Raw genomic sequence first — 18,823 nt, forward strand, 5'->3', positions numbered from 1 at the left:
TGATTACCCCTGTCGCGGCGGCACCGCCGGCGGCGTGGGGCCGGTCGTCGGCACCGAGCCGCCGCGGCGGGCGGCAGCGGCCGCGGACGCCGCGCTTTCGCCGAACGTTGCCTTGGCGATCTCGCCGATGCCGGCGAGCGAGCCCAGCATGCTCATCGCCTCGACCGGAAGCATGATGACCTTCTGGTTCGGCGAGTCGGCCAGTTGCCCGAACGCCTTGATATACTTGTCGGCGATGAAATAGTTCAGCGCGGCGACGTCTCCCTTGGAGATGGCCTCACTGACCATCTGCGTCGCCTTGGCCTCGGCCTCCGCGGAGCGTTCGCGGGCCTCGGCGTCGCGGAACGCGGCTTCCTTGCGGCCTTCGGCCTGGAGGATCTGCCCCTGCTTGGCGCCCTCGGCGCGCAGGATCTCGGACTGGCGCTGGCCTTCGGCGGCCAGAATGTCGGCGCGCTTGACGCGCTCGGCCTTCATCTGCCGGCCCATGGCTTCGACGAGGTCGGCAGGCGGCACAATGTCCTTGATCTCGATGCGGTTGACCTTGACGCCCCAGGGCGAGACCGCAGCGTCGACGACGCGCAGCAGGCGCTCGTTGATCTCGTCGCGGTGCGACAGCACCTGGTCGAGGTCCATCGAGCCCATCACCGAGCGGATGTTGGTCATGGTCAGGACCGTGATGGCCTGGTTGAGGTTGGCGACCTCGTAGCTCGCCTTCGCGGCATCGAACACCTGGAAGAAGGCGACGCCGTCCACCGTCACGGTGGCGTTGTCCTTGGTGATGACCTCCTGCTCGGGAATGTCGATCACCTGCTCCATCATGTTGATCTTGCGTCCGACGCGATCGAAATACGGCACGATCAGGTTGAGCCCGGGGCTCAGCGTCTGGGTGTATTTGCCGAACCGCTCGATGGTCCAGTCATAGCCCTGCGGCACCGTCTTCACGCCGGCGACCAGCGTGACGATGACGAGCAAAACCAGAACAATCGCGAAGACATCGAAACCGCTCATATTTCCTCCAAGGCGGGAAAGCCCTTTCCCGCGCTGTCATTGGTCGGGAACGTGACCCTACCGGTTCAGCGGTCACCATTCACGTCGGCGCAGAGCGACAATTCCACAAGAAGTACGGAGGCGGAACGATCGCCGATAAGTATTGTGAGAAAGCCCTTGAAACGGCACGGAGGCAACCTAGCAACGACCAGCGTCCTAGTTGGACCATGTAAAATTCACCGGCTTCAGTGCGGCGAGCTCGGGCCGCTCCTTTCGCAGCTTCGCCAGTTGGACGGCCGTCGGCCTCGTCTCGAAACTGCGTTGCTGCCCCGGAAAGACGGTCGCAACGTAATACAGTCCGGGGGAAGGAAGATCGATCTTGGGCGTATGCACCGGCACGAATCCCATCGACGCGCCATTCGGGAGATAGGTGCCTGGGCGACCCGTCATCGTATAGTTTTGCAGCTCAAGCCCCGTCGTTCCGACCGCGACCGGAATCGCTACAAGGCCGTCCGGAGCCAGGCTGATCCCTCGCGCATTGATCGCGGGAAAACCGTTGTGAACGAACTGAAGATAGTTGATCGTCTCGTTGCCGCCGTTTGCGACCAGGACAATGGCCGTATCACTCTTGACGGCACCGCCGGCCCGCACCGCTTCCGGATACATGGTCGACGCTACGTCCCCGGTCGTGTTGCAGCCAGCGAGTCCGCAGGCCACGACAGCTACAAGCAACAATCCCCGCATCTAATCGCGCCCGCCCCGTTCGAGCCGCATCGCTCGCGGCAACATCCCCACGGTCATTCTGCCCCAGGAATTATGGAATCACCAGTCGAAGGTGGCATCGGCGCCCCTATTCAACCACGGTGTTGGCGATCGCAAGCAACGAGGGCGACATCGTCAACCCCAGCGCCCTCACCGTCTTCAGGTTGATCGCAAGCTCGAACTTGGTGGGGTTCTGGACCGGCAGGTCGGCTGCCTGCGCGCCCTTCAGGATGCGATCGATGTAGTTGGCGGCGCGGCGAAGCTGCTCGGCGCTGTCGGTGCTGTAGGACATCAGCCCGCCCTCGTCGACGAAGGTGCGGCTCCAGAACACCGCCGGCACGCGGGCTTCATCGATTGCAGCCAGGAGCTGGGCACGATTGGCCATGGTGAAGAAGTCAGGCAGCACCAAAAGGGCGCCGTCCTTCCGCGAAGCCAGCGCGGCGATCGAGCCGGCGTCGTGAACCGGTGCTGCCTCGACCGTCACGTGAAGCGTCCGTGCGGCGTCCTCGATCGTGCGCAGCATCAAAGGCGCGAACGGCGCGGTGGCGGGATTGTAGACGACGAAGACGCGGGACACTTTTGGTGTGACCTGCGTCAGCATCTCCAGCCACTTGCCGGCGAGCGGGCCGTCGTAATCGGTGAAGCCGGTGATGTTGCCGCCGGGATGGGCGAGGTTTTTGACAAAGCCCTGACTGACGGGATCGGTGACGACGGCGAACACGATCGGGATCGTCGCGGTGCGCTGGCGTAGCTCCTCGACCGAGGGCGTGCCGACCGCAAGCAGGATGTCCGGCTTGAGCGCCACGAGTTCGTCGGCGAGGCGCGCGATGCGTACCCGGTCGCCGGCGCCGCTGCGCCAATCGATCCTGAGGTTGTCGTGCTCCTTCCAGCCATGGGCGGCGAGCGTCTCGACCAGGATCGTGCTGCGGGCCTGCCCGATCGCGTCATCCGCGGCCGTGACCGAGAGCACACCGAGCCGCCGCGTCGCGTTCGGCTGCTGCGCCAGCACCGAGGCCGGCAGCGCGGCGATCGTCCCAAGAAGCGCCAAAGTCTCGCGGCGGTTCATGGGACACACCATCAGATCCAGCCCTGAAGCTCGCGCAGCACCAGGGTGCGGATCACGTCCATGCCTGGATCGCTGTCGTTGAGGCAGGGGATCGCGGAAAACTGCTCGCCGCCATTGTGCTTGAAGATCTCGGCATTCTCCTGCGCGATCTCCTCCAGCGTCTCAAGGCAGTCGGCGGCGAAGCCCGGCGTCACCACCGCAATGCGTCGCACGCCCTCCTTGGCCAGCCGCTCCATGGTCTTGTCGGTGTAGGGCTGGAGCCACTCGTCATTGCCGAAGCGCGACTGGAAGGTCAGCAGCAGCTTCGTCTCGTCCATGCCGAGCCGGCGGCGCAGCGCCTCGGTCGTGGCGACGCAGTGGGACTGATAGGGATCGCCCTTGTCGACATAGGATTTCGGCATGCCGTGGAAGGACGCCACTATCAGCTCCGGCGTGAACGGCAGCGTCGCCAGATGCGCCTCGATCGAGATCGCGAGCGCCTCGATATAGGCCTCGTCCTCGTAGTAAGGCGGCGTCACCCGCAGCGTCGGCTGGTTACGCAAGCGGGCGAGCACGCGGAACACTTCGTCGCAGACCGTCGCCGAGGTCGAGGCGGAATATTGCGGATAGAGCGGCACGGCGAGGATGCGGTCGCACCCCTTCGCGATCAGTGCGTCGATGCCCGACTTGATCGAGGGATTGCCGTAACGCATCGCCCAGTCCACGACGACGTGGTCGCTGTCAGACAGTGCGGCCGCAAGCTTGTCGGCTTGCGAGCGCGTGATGGTCTTCAGCGGCGACTCGTTCCGCTCATTGTTCCAGATCTTCTGGTAGTCCAGCGCCTTGGTGCGGGGACGGCTGCGCAGGATGATGCCGTTGAGCACGAACTGCCAGACCAGCCCCTGGTCCTCGATGACGCGGGCGTCCGAGAGGAACTCCTTGAGATAGACCCGCACGCCGGGCGCATCGGCCGTATCGGGCGTGCCGAGATTGACCAGGAGCACGCCGACCCGGCTGGACTGAACGGTCGGCTTCGCGGTCTCGATGGGGGCTGCGATCGTCATGGCCCGTTGCGTCGCGCGTTGCACCGATCTTGTCAAGATGAGGCCGGTTTCGCTAGGGTCGCGCCCAAGCGGGGGAGGAAAGATGACACTCGCGGAATTCTGCGTACTTGGAGCGCTGCTGCTTTATCTGGCGACGATCGTCTCGGTCAAATGGACGCGGTTTCGCACCTTCGACAATTCCCGGCCGCGCGACCCCGCCTTCTTCGAGGATGCGCTGGCGCAGCGCGCGCTCGGTGCCCACCAGAACGGCATCGAGACCTTTCCGTTCTTCGCCTTCGCGGTGCTGCTTGCCGAATTCCGGGATTCGCCGCAGCGGCTGATCGACGAGCTCGCCGTGCTGTTCCTGATTGTGCGGATCGCCTACGTGCTGACCTATCTCGGCAACCGCCCGACCCTGCGCTCGATCCTCTGGAGCATCGGCTTTGCGATCAATCTCGGGATCTTCTTCATGCCGGCGCTGACGCGGTTTCTGCCGGTGTGATCTTTCTTCCTTCTCCCCTTGTGGGAGAAGGTGGCGCGCGTAGCGCGACGGATGAGGGGTATCTCTCCGCACGATCCAATCGTGAGAGGTTTGCTCGCGGAGAGATACCCCTCACCCGTCTCGCCGCTACGCGGCGAGCCACCCTCCCCCACAAGGGGGGAGGGAAAGAGCAACGTCAAAAACACGTCGTCCGTTCGGCGGCGATGTAGCCGAACAACAGGCCCGCGCCGAACAGCAGCACGAGAGCGGCGGCGCCGAATTCGATGCCGCGCATGAAGAGAGCACCGCCGCCGTCGCGCCCGGCGCTGAGACGGGCGGCGATGTCCTTGGCGGAGACGGCGACAACGGCGATGGCCGCGACCGTAATGGCGGTGCCGAGCCCCATCAGCAAGGTCGCGGCGATGCCGGCCCAGAACAGGCCCTGCGCGAGCGCGAACACCAGCACCAGGATCGCACCCGAGCAGGGCCGGATGCCGACGGTCAGGATCGCAGCGAACCCGCGCCGCCAGCCGCCGGGACCGGCGAGCTCGCTCGGCGCGGGACCGTGGGAATGGCCGCAATGCTCGTCATGGACGTGGCCGTGGTGGTGATGGGCGTGGGTGTGACCATGGTCGTGATGATGGTGATCATGATCATGACCGTGACCGTGGTCGTGATGATCATGGGCATCATGATGATGGTGATGGTCGTGATCATGATGGTCATGCGGCACGCCGGCGATCGCCGGCACCGGCTGGACCGCCTGCAGCGCGCGGATGAAGGTGCGGCCCTTGACCCAGACCAGCCGCAGGCCGAACAGCGCGATCAGGCCGTAGCTCGCGATCTCGATCGCGCCTTCCGCCTTGCACATGGTCTTGGCGGTCGCGTTCAGCACCCAGGCCGAGATGCCGACGATCAGGATCGCCACCAGCGACTGCATCAGCGCCGAGGCAAACGACAGCGCGATGCCGCGCCGCGCGGTCTCTCGGTTGGCGACGAGATAGGAGGCGATCACCGCCTTGCCGTGGCCGGGGCCGGCAGCGTGGAAGATGCCATAGGCAAAGGAGATGAAGAGCAGCGTCCACACCGCCGAGCCGTCGGATTTGGCGGCGCGGATGGTCGCCGACATCTGGCGATAGAATTCCGACTGCTTTGCCAACAGCCAGCCGATCACGCCGCTGGCCTCCGGCTCGGCCGCCTGCGCCGGGCGTGGTGCGCCGAACGGATTTTGCGCAAGGAGATCGTGAAGCGCGGCGTCCGCCACGCTCACAACAACGAGCACGGCCGCACAGGCCAGAAGCCCGCGCACAAGCGGGGAGCGAAGACGACCGATCAAGGGCAATCCACCGTGATCTTGTTGGCGAACATCATGCCGAAATTCGAGTTCTCACCGTTCAGGAAGGTCTGCTCGTTGAGCTTCTGCGCGGTGGCGGAGCCGTCGCTGGGCCGATCGAGCTTCATCTGGCAGCCGGCGGGCGCCCCGACCAGCTTGACCGGATTGTCCTTGGCCATCTGGAAGTCGATGAAGTAGGAACGGTCGAACACTTCGAGCACCAGCTGCTTGGGCTTGACCGGGTTCTTCAGCGGCAGCGTGAAGTGCAGGGTCAGCACGGTATCCTTGTAGTCGAGGAAGTAGTCGACGGGCTCGTTAAAACGCTCCTTCTTGCCGTCGGCTCGCGCGAAGGTGAAGTAGGCGTATTCCTTCAGCGACTCGACATTGGTCTGCGCCAGCGGCCCCAGCTCTTCACGGGTGTAGGCGCCCTTGGTCTTGCTCTCGAGCCCCTGCAGCGCATAGGCCGAGAACATGTCGTCGAAGGTCCAGGCGTGGCGCACGCCGGTGACGCTGCCGTCCGCGGCGTAGAGCAGTTCGCTGGTCGCGGTGATCCAGACATGCGGATGCGCGCTCGCAGCGCCTGCTGCGAGCGTCATCGCAGCGGCGAGCAACAGGCCGAACAGGGCACGCATGCCCATCAGGCCGCCTTGGCGTCGTCGAGAAGGCCGCGGCGGCGCAGCAGCGCGTCGGGCTCCGGCGGACGGCCGCGGAAGGCCTCATAGGCCGCTTCCGGATCGACCGATCCGCCCGAGGAGTAGATGTCGTCGTGCAGGCGTTTTGCCACCGCGGGATCAAAGATGTTGCCGGCCTCCTCGAAGGCGCCGAAGGCGTCGGCGTCCATCACCTCCGACCACATGTAGCTGTAGTAACCGGAGGCATAGTGGTCGCCGGAGAAGATGTGGCCGAACTGGGTGGGGCGGTGGCGCAGCGAGATCTCCTCGGGCATGCCGATCTTCTCCAGCTCCTTCTTCTCGAAGGCGCGGACATCCTGCGCGGCGGAAGCCGGCTGGGTGTGGAATTCGAGATCGACCAGCGCCGAGGAGACGAACTCGACCGTGGCAAAACCCTGGTTGAACTTTCGCGCGGCGAGGAAGCGCTGGAGCAGATCGTCCGGCAGCGGCTCGCCGGTCTGGTAGTGGCGGGCGAACTGCTGCAGCACCTCCGGCCGCTCCTGCCAGTGCTCGTAGAGCTGGGAGGGCAGCTCGACGAAGTCGGTAAACACCGCGGTGCCCGAGAGTGACGGATAGGTCACATTGGAGAGCATGCCGTGCAGGCCGTGGCCGAACTCGTGGAACAGGGTACGGGCATCGTCGGGCGAGAGCAGCGAGGGCTCGCCGTTCGCGCCCTTGGCGAAGTTGCAGACATTGATGACGAGCGGCGCGATCTCGCCATCTAGTTTTTGTTGGTCGCGCAGCGAGGTCATCCAGGCGCCGGAGCGCTTCGACGGCCGGGCGTAGTAGTCGCCGTAGAACAGCGCCTTGTGCTTGCCGTCCGGCCCCTTCACCTCCCAGACCCGGACATCCGGGTGCCAGGCCGGCACGTCCTTGCGCTCCTCGAAGGTGATGCCGAACAGGCGGGTGGCGCAGTCGAAGGCGGCGGCGATCATGTGATCGAGGGTGAGATACGGCTTGATCGCGGCGTCGTCGAAATTGGCGCGCTGGAGGCGGAGTTTTTCGGCATAGAAGCGCCAGTCCCAGGGCGCGAGCTTGAAATTGCCGCCCTCATCCGTGATCAGCGCCTGCATCTCGTCCCGGTCGGCGAGCGCGCGCGCCCGCGCCGGCTTCCAGACCCGCTCCAGCAGGCCGCGCACCGCATCCGGCGTCTTGGCCATGGAATCCTCGAGCCGGTAGGCAGCGAAGGTCGGATAGCCCAGAAGCTTGGCGCTCTCCTCGCGCAGCTTCAGGATCTCGACGATGGTGCCGTTGTTGTCGTTGGCATTGCCGTTGTCGCCCCGCGCCGTGAAGGCCTTGTAGACCTTCTCGCGCAGGTCGCGGCGGGCCGAGCTCTTCAGGAACGGCTCGGTCGAGGAGCGCGACAGCGTGACGATGGCCTTGCCGTCCATGCCGCGCTCTTCCGCCGCAGCCTTGGCGGCGGCGACGAAGCTCTCGGGCAGGCCCTCGCGGTCGGCCTCCCCCAGCTCCATGAACCACTCCTGCTCGTCGCCGAGCAGGTGGTGGCTGAAGCTGGTGCCGAGTTGGGCGAGCTTCTCGTTGATCTCCGCCATCCGCGCCTTGGCCTCTTCGGAGAGGCCGGCGCCGGAACGGTGGAAGCGGGTGTAGGTACGCTCCAGCAGCCGGAGCTGCTCGGGCGAAAGACCAAGACTGGCGCGGTTCTCGTGCAGATGGGCGATGCGACCAAACAGCACGGCGTTCATCATGATCGGATTCCAGTGCCGCGCCATCCGCAAGGAGACCTCCTTGTCGATCTCCAGGATGGCCGGGTTGGAATGCGCCGAGACGAGGTCGTAGAAGACCGCCGCGACCTTGGTGAGGAGCTTGCCAGAGCGCTCCAGCGCCGTGATGGTGTTGGCGAAGTCGGCGGCCGCCGGATCGTTGGTGATCGCCGCGACCTCGGCGGAGTGATCGGCGAAGGCCTGCTCGAAGGCCGGCAGAAAGTGCTCGGGCTTGAGCTCGTCGAAGGGCGGGGTCGCGAACGGCGTCACCCAGGCCTTCAGCAGCGGGTTGGTCTCGGGGTCCGTGGTTGGGCGGGGGTCTGACATCGCAAGTCCCGGTTTTTTGTGGCTCGATTGTTGGGGTCAGCTATAGCACGCGATGGGGCTTTTTTGGGCCATTTGCCCTTGCTCCCGGCCGCCTTTTCGGGGAGATTGCGGCCCTCGAAACCACGGACCCCAGAGCTCATGAACGCGCCTGCCTCCTCTTCCCGTCAGATCGTCTGGCCGAGCGTCATCACTGTCATCAGCGCGGCCATCCTGATCGGCGCCGAGGTGTTCGGCGCCGCGTTCGCCGGCGGCTGGGCGCTCGCGATCCTGTTCGGACTTGGCGATCAGGGCACGCACATCCTGCAGGCCGTGCTGTTCGCGCTCGGCGTGCTCGTGATGACCGCGTTCATCCGCGCGGCTCAGCGCGTCGAGCCGTTCACGAAGCGCCGCTGACGCTTCCTCGCGCGCGCAACACGCGCGCACGGCTGAGAAAACTTAACGCGCGTTCATCTTCCGCGTCGCTCGCGCAACACTGCGCAAGCAGATGTTAGGCAATTCTGTCCTCAGCCTAAAAAAATTCTTGCGAAGCTGAGTCAAAACGCTTATGTGCGCTCTTGCCCAATTTCGCACGTGCCTGTGGTCGTGTGTCAGTCGGTAGGTATCCGGACAAGAGGCCGGACAGCCGCCAAGGGGTGAAGAAGCCGAGGGGCTCTTCGGAAGTGCGGAAGTCGAAAGACCGAAAGGTCGGACGAGGAAGCAAACCCGAAGCGTCCAGCATCTCTCTCAAAGAGATGCCATGTCGAAGGTGACTTCACTTTTTGCAACCGTGACTGGCAGCCGGAGGCGAACCGGCGCACCCCGCTCTCAACGGGGGACGCGACTTAAAGCAACGACGGATCGGGCTTTTTTGGTCTCTACCGGCGGTCCAACGCCGGCGCGGGCTACTGAAAAGGCTTGTCCTTCATTGCCAGGTGTGCGGGCGGGAACAATCCCAACCAATCCACGGCAGCACAGTCTGGTTTGAGTCTTTGGCTCGTCGCGCCTCCATCGCGCGATCTGGCCGGAGCGCTCTTATCCGACGATTTTTTTTGAACGGATCCCCGTCGCTGGGCCGTTTGGGAGAGTGCTATGACCGAACGTATTCAGGAATTCCTGCGCAACCGCCGCAGCGAGGGCCTCGACACTGAGCCGTGCCTCGTCGTCGACCTCGAGGTCGTGCGCGACAATTACCAGACCTTCGCCAAGGCGCTGCCCGACAGCCGCGTGTTCTACGCCGTCAAGGCGAACCCGGCGCCGGAAGTGCTGGCGCTGCTCGCGTCCATGGGCTCCTGCTTCGACACCGCGACGGTCGCCGAGATCGAGATGGCGCTCGCCGCGGGTGCGACGCCCGACCGCATCTCCTTCGGCAACACGATCAAGAAGGAGCGCGACATCGCGCGCGCCTTCGCGCTCGGCATTCGGCTTTTCGCCGTGGATTGCGCCGCCGAGGTCGAGAAGATCGCGCGTGCCGCTCCCGGCGCGAAGGTGTTCTGCCGCATCCTCTACGACTGCGCCGGCGCCGAGTGGCCGCTGTCGCGCAAGTTCGGCTGCGACCCCGAGATGGCCGTCGAGGTGCTCGACGTCGCCAAGCGCCTGGGCCTGGAGCCGTGCGGCATCTCCTTCCATGTCGGCTCGCAGCAGCGCAAGGTGAAGGCGTGGGACCGTGCGCTGGCGATGGCCTCGCAGGTGTTCCGCGACTGCGCCGAGCGCGGCATCAACCTGACCATGGTCAACATGGGCGGCGGCTTCCCGACCAAGTACCTGAAGGACGTGCCGCCGGTCGTGACCTACGGCCGTTCGATCTTCCGCGCGCTGCGCAAGCACTTCGGCAACCAGATTCCGGAGACCATCATCGAGCCGGGCCGCGGCATGGTGGGCAACGCCGGCATCATCGAATCCGAAGTCGTGCTCATCTCGAAGAAGAGCGACGATGACGAGGTGCGCTGGGTCTATCTCGACATCGGCAAGTTCGGCGGTCTCGCCGAGACGATGGACGAGTCGATCCGTTACGCCATCCGCACTCCGCATGACGGCGCGGACATGACGCCGTGCGTGCTCGCGGGCCCGACCTGCGACAGCGCCGACGTGCTGTACGAGAAGACCCCGTATCCGCTTCCCGTCACGCTCGAGATCGGTGACAAGCTGCTGATCGAAGGCACCGGGGCCTATACGTCGACCTACTCGGCGGTGGCGTTCAACGGCATCCCGCCGCTGAAGACGTACCACATCTAAGCAGCCTCACTGTTCCGAGGCCTGACGAACCCGGGAGCCGGTCCGCCGGCTCCCTTCCTGACATTGCCATTCTGACGACGTCTTGAGCCGGCGTGCCTCTCGCACGCGGGTTCAAGCGGGGACTGACGCGCCATGACTGCTTTTCGGAAGCCACAAGTCGCCCTCACTTCGAAAGCCGCTCCGTTCGCGATCCGTGCGGAACGTGCTGCCGACGTCGCCGCCCGTGAAGCGCTGCTGGATGCCTGCTTTGGCGAGAACCGCCATGACCGCACCTGCCAGCGCCTGCGCGACGGACGTGCACCTGCCGCAGGCCTTGCCCTGTCGGCTGTGTGCGAGGGGACACTCGTGGGAACCGTGCGGCTGTGGCACGTCAGCGCCGGAGGCAGACCCGCTCTGGTCCTCGGACCGCTGGCGGTGGACCCTGCCTTCCGCGAGCTCGGGATCGGCGCCGCGCTGATGCATCAAGCGCTGGCCGCCGCCCGGGCACGCGGGCATGCCGCCGTGATCCTGCTCGGCGATGCCCCCTATTACGCCCGCTTCGGCTTCTCGCCCGAGAAGACCGGCGCATTGATGCTGCCCGGCCCGTTCGAACGCGATCGCCTGCTGGCGATCGAATTCCAGGCCGGTGCCCTGGATGGCGTTGAGGGAATGATCGTCCCGACCGGTGCGGTCCTGCCCAAGCGGAGGGTAGTTCGCGCCCTCCAGGCGCACGCGGCCTAAGGGATTGCCATGATGGCGACGACTTAAGCCGCGTTCCGCGGCGATGCCCGCGCGTGCCCGTTCCTTTGGGGTTGCGCGGGCCTGAGAAACGCCCTTTAACCCGCCAAACACCCCCTTCAGTCGAGGCCCACGACCATGTCCCGTCGCCTGATCTCCACCGGCTCTCCTCTCGAGAAGACCGTCGGCTACAGCCGCGCCGTGATCGACGGCGAGTTCGCCTTTGTCGCCGGAACCACCGGCTATGACTACACGACGATGACGATGCCATCAGATGTCACGAGCCAGTCACGCAACTGCTTCAAGACCATCGAAGCCGCCCTGAAGGAGGGCGGATTCGAGATGGCCGATATCGTCCGTGCGACCTACTACGTCACCGACGCCAGCACCATCGATGCCCACTTCGCCGTCTGCGGCGAGGTTCTCGGCGACATCAGGCCGGCTGCGACCCTGCTTGTCGTCTCCGCCCTCGCCAAGCCCGAGATGAAGGTCGAGATCGAAGTCACCGCCAAGCGCCGCAGCGTCTGACAAGCGCCGCAGCGCCTGATCCACCCACCCTTTGTCTGCCAGCACGTTCCGGAGAAACCATCCCATGAGCCACCCCTCGCAGATCTACGCGAAGATCACTGGTCCCATCGTCATGGTTGGCTTCGGCTCCATCGGCAAAGGCACGCTGCCGATGATCGAGCGGCATCTCGACTACGACAAGTCGCGCGTCACCGTGATCGATCCCAAGGACGAGGGCCGCAAGGCGCATTGTGAGAAGCAGAACGTCCGCTTCATCCAGAAGGCCGTGACCCGGGACAATTACCGCGAGTTGCTGACCCCGCTGCTCACCGAAGGCGGCGGCCAGGGCTTCTGCGTCAATCTCTCGGTCGATACCGGCTCCACCGACATCATGGAGCTCTGCAACGAGCTGGGCGCTCTCTACATCGACACCGTCAACGAGCCCTGGCTCGGCTTCTATTTCGACTCCTCGAAGGGCCCGGAGGCGCGCTCCAACTACGCGCTGCGCGAAGTGACGCTGGCCGCCAAGAAGGCGCGCCCGGCGGGCTCGACGACGGCCGTCTCCTGCTGTGGTGCCAATCCCGGCATGGTCTCCTTTTTCGTCAAGCAGGCGCTGCTCAATGTCGCCGCGGATCTGAAGCTCAATGCCCCCAAGCCGAAGACCAAGGCCGAGTGGGCGGACCTGATGCGGCAGGCCGGTATCAAGGGCATCCACATCGCCGAACGCGACACCCAGCGTTCCAAATCGCCCAAGGAGCCTGATGTCTTCGTCAACACCTGGTCGGTGGAAGGCTTCCTGTCGGAAGGCGTGCAGCCGTCCGAGCTCGGCTGGGGCACCCATGAAAAATGGATGCCCGAGAACGCGCGGACCCACGAAGCCGGCTGCGGTGCCGCCATCTATCTGATGCAGCCCGGCGCCAACACGCGCGTCCGCACCTGGTGCCCGACCCGCGGCGCGCAGTACGGCTTCCTCGTCACCCACAACGAGTCGATCTCGATCTCCGATTACTTCACGGTGCGCGACGCATCCGGCACGGCGGTCTACCGGCCGACCTGCCACTATGCCTATCACCCGGCCGACGATGCCGTGCTGTCGCTGCACGAAATGTTCGGCCGCGCCGCGAAGATGCAGGAAAAGCACCACATCCTCGACGAGAACGAGATCGTCGACGGCATCGACGAGCTCGGCGTGCTGCTGTTCGGCCACGACAACAATGCCTATTGGTACGGCTCGCAGCTCTCGATCGAGGAGACCCGCAAGCTCGCGCCCTATCAGAACGCCACCGGCCTGCAGGTGACCTCCGCCGTGCTCGGCGGCATGGTGTGGGCGCTGGAAAACCCGAACGAAGGCATCGTCGAAGCCGACGAGATGGATTTCGATCGTTTGCTGGAAATCCAGCTGCCGTATCTCGGCCCGGTGAAGGGCTTCTACACCGACTGGACGCCGCTGACGGATCGTCCGGGCCTGTTCCCGGAAGATATCGACACGAGCGATCCCTGGCAGTTCCGGAATGTCCTGGTGCGTTGATCGCCCAACGGACTCGAACGATCGCAATGCCCGGCTTCGTGCCGGGCATTGTCGTTTCGTGATCTATTTCGCCAAGTAATCGAACGCCACGCTGCCGAGCCCGAGCGTCAGGTCCGCTTTGAAATGCAGCGCCGAGACCACCTCGCGCACCGGCAGGCGGGCGACGTCGCAGAGTGCGTGGGGAAACAGGCCGAGCGCGGCCGGGCCGGTCCAGGCTTCCTTCAGCGTGATGTCCTCGAGATGGAAGCGCACCAGCTCGCAGATCCGCGGGCTGCCGTCGACATGCGGGATGATCTTCAGGATGAAGTTCGGCGCTGCCATCGACTTCAGCACGACGTCATGGTCGACCTTGCGGTGCTTGTAGCCCATAGTGGCCGAAGCGCAGAGCACCGAGCCGTAATGCAGCGAGCCGACCAGCACGTCGCTCTCGACCTCGATCTTCGGCCGCGCCAGCTTCTTCGGAAAGCCCCACAGTTCGCGACCGCCGGCGATCGGTCCTTCGTCGTCCAGATACATCGCGTGGGTGTAGGCCCCCTCCTCGCCCTTGAGGCGGACCGGGATCACCTGCCCGGTTTCGGTGTAGTCGCCAAATCCGGTCGAGTCGGGCATGCGGATGAATTCGTATTTCACCACCGGCTCCGTCACCTCAAGGGGCTCGGGCACGATGGCAGCCAGGGCTTCGGGATCGGTCCTGTAGGTGATGACGAAATATTCGCGGTCGAAGAAGCGATATGGCCCCGGCGGGAATGACGGGTTGGTGAGCGGCATCGAATAAGCGGTGCGGCGGACGTCTTCGATCTTCATGGGAGGCCCCATCTGTCGTTGGCACGACAGATTATGGAACGGGCCGGCTGCCGAGGCGAGATCAAATGCGCGTCACAATACGCGCCGCCGGGCTACTTCTCCTTGATCGGCGGCGCCATCTTCTCCGCGGGCGCCGCCGGCAGTGCCGGCCTGGTCGCCGCACCCTGCGTCTGCGGGTCGGGGCGCGCGGGCTCGGGGGCCGGCGTGGTCGGCCGGTCGCCACCGGGCTTGGCTTCCGCGGGCATCTTGTCCTGATCGTTGGACGGCGTGCCCTGGAGCGGTTGCGTCGCCTGCGCCGTCAGCATCCGGCTCTCGGCGCGGATCTGCGCCAGCGATAGACCTGACACCACGACGCCGGCCGCGAACAGCGAGCAGGCGATCATCAGGTCGCGTTTCAGTCTGCGCTTGTCATTTGGGCCGGGCATGTCGATCACCGCCTTTATCCGCGGGATCAACGAACTTGCCCGACTGCGGTTCCGTGCCGGACGAGGCGGGAACCCTGCCTTCTCGCGCCAAAACGCCGCTCTCAGTCTGAGGTGCTGACTTCCCAGGTGGCGTGGCGCACACCCGGCAGGTGCTGGAGATCGGTGGCCACCGCGTTCAGCTCGTTCGGATCGACTGCGGTCGCAACCAGCTTTGCGACGACCTCGAGAATATCATCCCCGATCTCAACCACGTCGACATCGGCCACCGGATATTTCGCGGCCTCCAGCTTGTCGACGAGCCGGTCGCGCATGTCGGGCAGGGCGTCGGCCGCGACGGCGAGCTTGAAGTAGTAGGTCGCCTCCGAGGTCTTCTCGTTCAGCGGAATGCGGTTGATGGCGTTGACCAGCGGGCGCAGCATGGTGTTGCCGGCGATGACGAACACGGTCAGCGCGGCCGCCTGCGCGACCATGTCGGCGCCGGCACAGGAGCCGACTGCGGCCGAAGCCCACAGCGTCGCCGCGGTGTTGAGCCCGCGGACGTCCATGCCCTGCTTCATGATGACGCCGGCGCCGAGGAAGCCGATGCCTGATACGACATAGGAGATCACGCGGACCGCGCCGTCGGCGCCGGTCAGATGCATCGCGAGATCGACGAAGGCGGCGGCGCCGACCGCGACCAGCACGTTGGTGCGCAGGCCCGCGGTGCGCTGGCGGTATTGCCGCTCGGCACCGATCAGCGTGCCCAGCACGAAGGCCGTGAACAGGCTGACCAGCGTGTCGGCGAAATCAGCAATCTGGAATGTCGTCAAAAACCGCATGGTCCCTCGCACGGGTTGGCAAACGATCTATGCGAGAGTGCCGACGAGGTCAATTTGAACGGGCACCGGCTGTGGAAGCCGATGCCCGGTCGTCTTGTTCTCTCTGCTTTAGTGAGCGGCCGCGAGCAACGTCTGCTGGGGCGGCGTATAGCTCAGCACTGTGCCGCCATTGCCGTCGGCCGAGAGCGCGAAGGACGAGGCCGAGTACTGCGCGAGCAGAGCCCAGGAGTAGCTCTGGCCGCCGTCGGTCGTGACCGTCAGATTGTTCGCGCCGTCGACATCGACGCTGGAGATCACCGTGTTGCGGAAGTCGATGGTGTCATCGGCGCCGAAATTGGCGATCGAGCCGGCCAGGCCCGCCGGCGTGTCCAGCACCAGCGTTGCGCCGCCGGAGCCGCCGAAATCGACGTTCTGGGCGAGGCCGCCCGCGTAGACATGCTCGCTGCCGCCGTCGAGATGCGAGTTCGAGGCGATGCCGCCCGCGCCCACTTCCTGCTCGCCACCGCCGCTGACAGTTGCGGCGGTCGCAGCACCTGCGACGAACTGATAGCCGCCATTGATCGTCGCACTGCCGTCGGTGGCGCCGGCGTCCACATATTGGAAGCCGCCGGTTGCGATCGTCGTGCCCGTTGTCGCGCCACCGGAGCCGACATATTGCCGCCCGCCGGCATTGATGACGGTGCCGGCCGCGTGGCCATTGTCGAGCACCTGCTGATTGCCGTCGAGCACGGCGTCGGTGACGGTCCCTTGGTAAACATCCTGGTAGCCGCCCGCAGCAACGGTGGTGCCGCTGGCACTGCCGCCCTGATAGATGTGCTGGGCGCCGCCGCTCTGGACCAGCGCACCGGCCGCTGTGCCGTAATCGTATTGATTGCCGCCGGCGCCGATCGTGGCATTCGCGCTGCTGCCCGTCACATATTGCGTGCCGAAGACGATCGCATCGTGGTCAGCGCCGGCCGTGCTTTGGGTGCCAAGAGCCTCGATGACGGTGCCGTAGGTGCTGCCGTTGACGTAGACGTTCTGGAGTCCGCCCGCCTTGATCGTAGTGTGGATCGCCGTGTTGCCGACCGTTTGCGTGCCATAAAGCACCGTGTCCTTGGCGGTCCCCTGGAAGCTCACGAGCTGAGTGGCGCCAGCCTGCACCAGGGCCCCGGACGCCATGCCATATTCGAGCCCTTGACTCCCACCACTGTATATCGTTGCCCCGGTCGAGGTCCCGCGGACGATTTCGCCCGCTCCAGAGAGAACGATCGCGCCGGTTTCCGCGGCGTTGAAATCCACGGTGAAGAAACTGTCGACAACCACCGCGTTGGCGAGCTGCGTGTTCTGGGCAAGCGTATAGCCGCCCCTGATGAGCGTATAGGTCGGCGAGGTGCCGACATTGCCTGCCACATCCGAGAATCTAGCCGCGATCGTCGTCAATCCGAACGGCTGGACCTGGCTGTTGAACTGCCACGATCCGGTCGCGCTGGAGACGATCACGTCGGTCCCTCCGACCGAGACGGTCACCTGTGCCGCCACGTCGGTTGTCCCCTGCAGAGTGATCTTCGGGTTTGACACCGACGAGTCGGCAGACAAATTGATGCCCGTGATCCCGAGCGACGCCGTCGCATCGACCGTGAAGGTGAACGCCGGGCCGACGGTGCTGTTGCCCAGGGAGTCGGTCGCAGCCGCGACATAGCTGTAAGTGGTGCCGTCCTGCAGGCCGGACACGCCGAGGCTCCACGTACCGTTCTGGCCGACCGTGGCCGTGCCGACGACTGCGTGAGTCACGGCGTCGGTGACCGAGATGGTGTCGCCGGCATTGCCGGTGCCGGCCAACGTCGTCGCCCCACCATGGAAATGCGCCGCGTTGATGTAGTTGTTGCCGTCGGCGCCGAGGGTGACGTCCCCGTCGGTGATGGTCAGCGCCGGCGACGTCCGCACGATCGTGTACGCCGGTCCCGTCTCGCTGGATGAACCGGTCAGCAGGATATCGGTGCCCGAACTTTGAGTGAAAGGATTGGTGCCGAATTGATATCCGACCAGAACGTCGGCCTTGCCGTCGCCGTTCAGGTCACCGACGCCGATCTGCCCGGCGGTCTTGTCGAGCGGCGAGATCCTCACTTGCCCGAACGTGCCGTCGCCGTGACCGAAGAAGGTCGAGAGCGTGTTGTTGGTTCCGACGACCACGAGATCAGCCACGCCATCGCCGTTGATGTCGGCGACCGCGCCGGATCCGATCGTACCCGCCGCCTGAAGAGTCGTCCCGGACGAGGTGAAAGTACCGTCGCCGTTGCCGAGCAGGATCGAGATTGTGGCGCTGCTGACGGCCGCCATGTCGAGCTTGCCGTCACCGTTGAAATCGCCGGTGAGGACAGATGTCGCCGTCCCGACCGGGGACGACGGAGCCTGGAACGTGCCGTCACCATTGCCGAAGCTCAGCGCTATTGCCAGATTGGTCGAATTCCTCGTCACGAGGTCGAGCTTGCCGTCTCCATTGAAGTCGCCATAGGCGATGGAGCCGACGCCGAGATTCGTGGTGATGGCAGTCCCAAACGTACCATTGCCATTTCCTGGCAGGACCGTGCTGCCGACGACGATGTCGAGCACGCCATCGCCGGTCACGTCGATCACTTTAGGTGTTTGATAGACGCCGCTGCCGGCGGAATAGCTCGTGTTGGCCCCGAACGTGCCGTTACCGTTGCCGAGACGAACAGTCACGGTACCGTCGAGGGTGACCTGTGCGATGTCCAGCTTGCCGTCGCCATTCAGATCGGCAAGCGCCAGCAAGGGCAATAGGCCTGGGCTCGAGGTGTTCGAGGCTGAGGAGAAGTGACCGGTCCCGTCGTTCAGCGCCACGCTGATATAGCTCGGGTTGACGAAAAAGTTTGTCCCCATCACGACGTCCAGCTTCCCGTCTCCGTTGACGTCGCCGATCGCGAAGGACGTCGGGCTGTTTACGGTCAGCTTCGATTCGGATTGGTACGGTCCGACATAGTAACCATTGGTATCGTGGACGTTGCTTCCCGCGAACTGGAGCGCCACCGAGCCGGAGCCGAATCCGGTATTCACCGTGACCGTATAGCTCGAAAGGTTGCTGCCGGCGACCGGTGTCACGTCGGTGATGCCCGCGCCGCCGATGCTGCCACTCGTTGCAAGGCTGAACTGATCGATCGTGACGCCGAGAACGGGCTTCGAGAAGGTGACGGTGTAGTGCACCGTTCCGGCGTCGGTCTGGGTCGGATCGGTCGCTGTGATGCTGGTGATGGTCGGAAGATCGGGGATGACGGGCATCTGAATTCCCTGCGGTCGCGCGTGTTGATGCGAGAAATCGAATTGCACGCAAACTCCGGGGAGACCGGCGCCGTGCGCAATTGACCGCACGACGGCAATTCGAAATTGCACGCCGTGCTCTCTACATCTGCGACCCTACAGAGGCTGCTTGTCGATTATGTTACACG

At 64.9% G+C, this 18,823-nt stretch carries 17 protein-coding genes; 6 read left to right on the forward strand and 11 right to left on the reverse strand.

Features of this window, described 5'->3' with window-relative positions:
* Positions 1–3 precede the first annotated feature (3 nt).
* The 4 genes from AB7008_RS44815 to hemH all read right to left on the reverse strand — a co-directional run bounded on the left by AB7008_RS44815 (position 4) and on the right by hemH (position 3,858).
* Positions 4–1,008: an SPFH domain-containing protein gene (locus AB7008_RS44815; protein WP_028157818.1), complete on the reverse strand. Its 1,005-nt coding sequence runs from the start codon at positions 1,006–1,008 to the stop codon at positions 4–6.
* A gap of 195 nt (positions 1,009–1,203) precedes the next feature.
* The gene (locus tag AB7008_RS44820) at positions 1,204–1,653 is read right to left on the reverse strand and encodes a hypothetical protein (protein ID WP_304491664.1); all 450 of its coding nucleotides are present in this window, start codon (positions 1,651–1,653) and stop codon (positions 1,204–1,206) included.
* Between the two features lie 184 nt (positions 1,654–1,837).
* Positions 1,838–2,815 (reverse strand): ABC transporter substrate-binding protein, encoded by a 978-nt coding sequence (locus AB7008_RS44825; RefSeq protein WP_304491665.1) that lies wholly within the window; start codon positions 2,813–2,815, stop codon positions 1,838–1,840.
* 11 nt (positions 2,816–2,826) lie between these two features.
* Entirely contained in the window at positions 2,827–3,858 is a 1,032-nt protein-coding gene (gene hemH, locus AB7008_RS44830) for a ferrochelatase (protein ID WP_304491666.1), read from the reverse strand.
* 82 nt (positions 3,859–3,940) lie between these two features.
* On the opposite strand from hemH, the gene AB7008_RS44835 reads away from it, so the two are divergent.
* Positions 3,941–4,339, forward strand: coding sequence for an MAPEG family protein (locus tag AB7008_RS44835; protein ID WP_304491667.1), 399 nt, complete (start codon positions 3,941–3,943; stop codon positions 4,337–4,339).
* A gap of 175 nt (positions 4,340–4,514) precedes the next feature.
* Here the strand turns inward: AB7008_RS44835 and AB7008_RS44840 are convergent, their stop codons facing one another.
* Genes AB7008_RS44840 through AB7008_RS44850 form a run of 3 tightly spaced genes read right to left on the reverse strand, consistent with a single transcriptional unit; the run spans position 4,515 to position 8,370 of the window.
* Positions 4,515–5,660, reverse strand: coding sequence for a nickel/cobalt transporter (locus AB7008_RS44840; RefSeq protein WP_304491668.1), 1,146 nt, complete (start codon positions 5,658–5,660; stop codon positions 4,515–4,517).
* The gene (locus tag AB7008_RS44845) at positions 5,651–6,289 is read right to left on the reverse strand and encodes a DUF1007 family protein (protein ID WP_028157812.1); all 639 of its coding nucleotides are present in this window, start codon (positions 6,287–6,289) and stop codon (positions 5,651–5,653) included. Before AB7008_RS44845 ends, AB7008_RS44840 begins: the two co-directional genes overlap by 10 nt.
* Positions 6,289–8,370 carry a M3 family metallopeptidase gene (locus AB7008_RS44850; RefSeq protein WP_304491669.1) on the reverse strand — a complete coding sequence of 694 codons (2,082 nt, stop codon included), beginning with the start codon at positions 8,368–8,370 and terminating at the stop codon, positions 6,289–6,291. Before AB7008_RS44850 ends, AB7008_RS44845 begins: the two co-directional genes overlap by 1 nt.
* 138 nt (positions 8,371–8,508) lie before the next feature.
* On the opposite strand from AB7008_RS44850, the gene AB7008_RS44855 reads away from it, so the two are divergent.
* The 5 genes from AB7008_RS44855 (at position 8,509) to AB7008_RS44875 (ending at position 13,333) form a co-directional block, all read left to right on the forward strand.
* A complete protein-coding gene (locus AB7008_RS44855) occupies positions 8,509–8,763 on the forward strand; it encodes a hypothetical protein (protein WP_028157810.1) in 255 nt (84 codons plus the stop codon).
* 675 nt (positions 8,764–9,438) lie between these two features.
* On the forward strand, positions 9,439–10,581 hold the full coding sequence (locus tag AB7008_RS44860) for a type III PLP-dependent enzyme (protein ID WP_041954178.1): 1,143 nt from the start codon (positions 9,439–9,441) through the stop codon (positions 10,579–10,581).
* Between the two features lie 132 nt (positions 10,582–10,713).
* Positions 10,714–11,301 carry a GNAT family N-acetyltransferase gene (locus AB7008_RS44865; RefSeq protein ID WP_304491670.1) on the forward strand — a complete coding sequence of 196 codons (588 nt, stop codon included), beginning with the start codon at positions 10,714–10,716 and terminating at the stop codon, positions 11,299–11,301.
* A gap of 135 nt (positions 11,302–11,436) precedes the next feature.
* Positions 11,437–11,826, forward strand: a complete 390-nt coding sequence (locus AB7008_RS44870; protein ID WP_028157807.1) for a RidA family protein — start codon at positions 11,437–11,439, stop codon at positions 11,824–11,826.
* A gap of 64 nt (positions 11,827–11,890) precedes the next feature.
* Positions 11,891–13,333 (forward strand): homospermidine synthase, encoded by a 1,443-nt coding sequence (locus AB7008_RS44875; protein ID WP_304491671.1) that lies wholly within the window; start codon positions 11,891–11,893, stop codon positions 13,331–13,333.
* 63 nt (positions 13,334–13,396) lie between these two features.
* Here AB7008_RS44875 and AB7008_RS44880 read toward each other — a convergent pair whose 3' ends face one another.
* From AB7008_RS44880 to AB7008_RS44895, 4 genes are all read right to left on the reverse strand, one after another.
* Complete coding sequence (locus AB7008_RS44880) at positions 13,397–14,137, reverse strand: acetoacetate decarboxylase (RefSeq protein ID WP_041954186.1); 741 nt, start codon at positions 14,135–14,137, stop codon at positions 13,397–13,399.
* Positions 14,138–14,229: 92 nt separating this feature from the next.
* The gene (locus AB7008_RS44885) at positions 14,230–14,562 is read right to left on the reverse strand and encodes a hypothetical protein (RefSeq protein WP_304491672.1); all 333 of its coding nucleotides are present in this window, start codon (positions 14,560–14,562) and stop codon (positions 14,230–14,232) included.
* A 101-nt stretch (positions 14,563–14,663) separates the two neighbouring features.
* On the reverse strand, positions 14,664–15,380 hold the full coding sequence (locus AB7008_RS44890; RefSeq protein ID WP_028157803.1) for an MgtC/SapB family protein: 717 nt from the start codon (positions 15,378–15,380) through the stop codon (positions 14,664–14,666).
* A gap of 108 nt (positions 15,381–15,488) precedes the next feature.
* Complete coding sequence (locus AB7008_RS44895) at positions 15,489–18,656, reverse strand: beta strand repeat-containing protein (RefSeq protein WP_441260937.1); 3,168 nt, start codon at positions 18,654–18,656, stop codon at positions 15,489–15,491.
* Between the last annotated feature and the right edge of the window lie 167 nt (positions 18,657–18,823).

The sequence above is a fragment of the Bradyrhizobium sp. 521_C7_N1_3 genome (genome assembly GCF_052075975.1).
Classification (GTDB): Bacteria; Pseudomonadota; Alphaproteobacteria; order Rhizobiales; family Xanthobacteraceae; genus Bradyrhizobium; species Bradyrhizobium japonicum.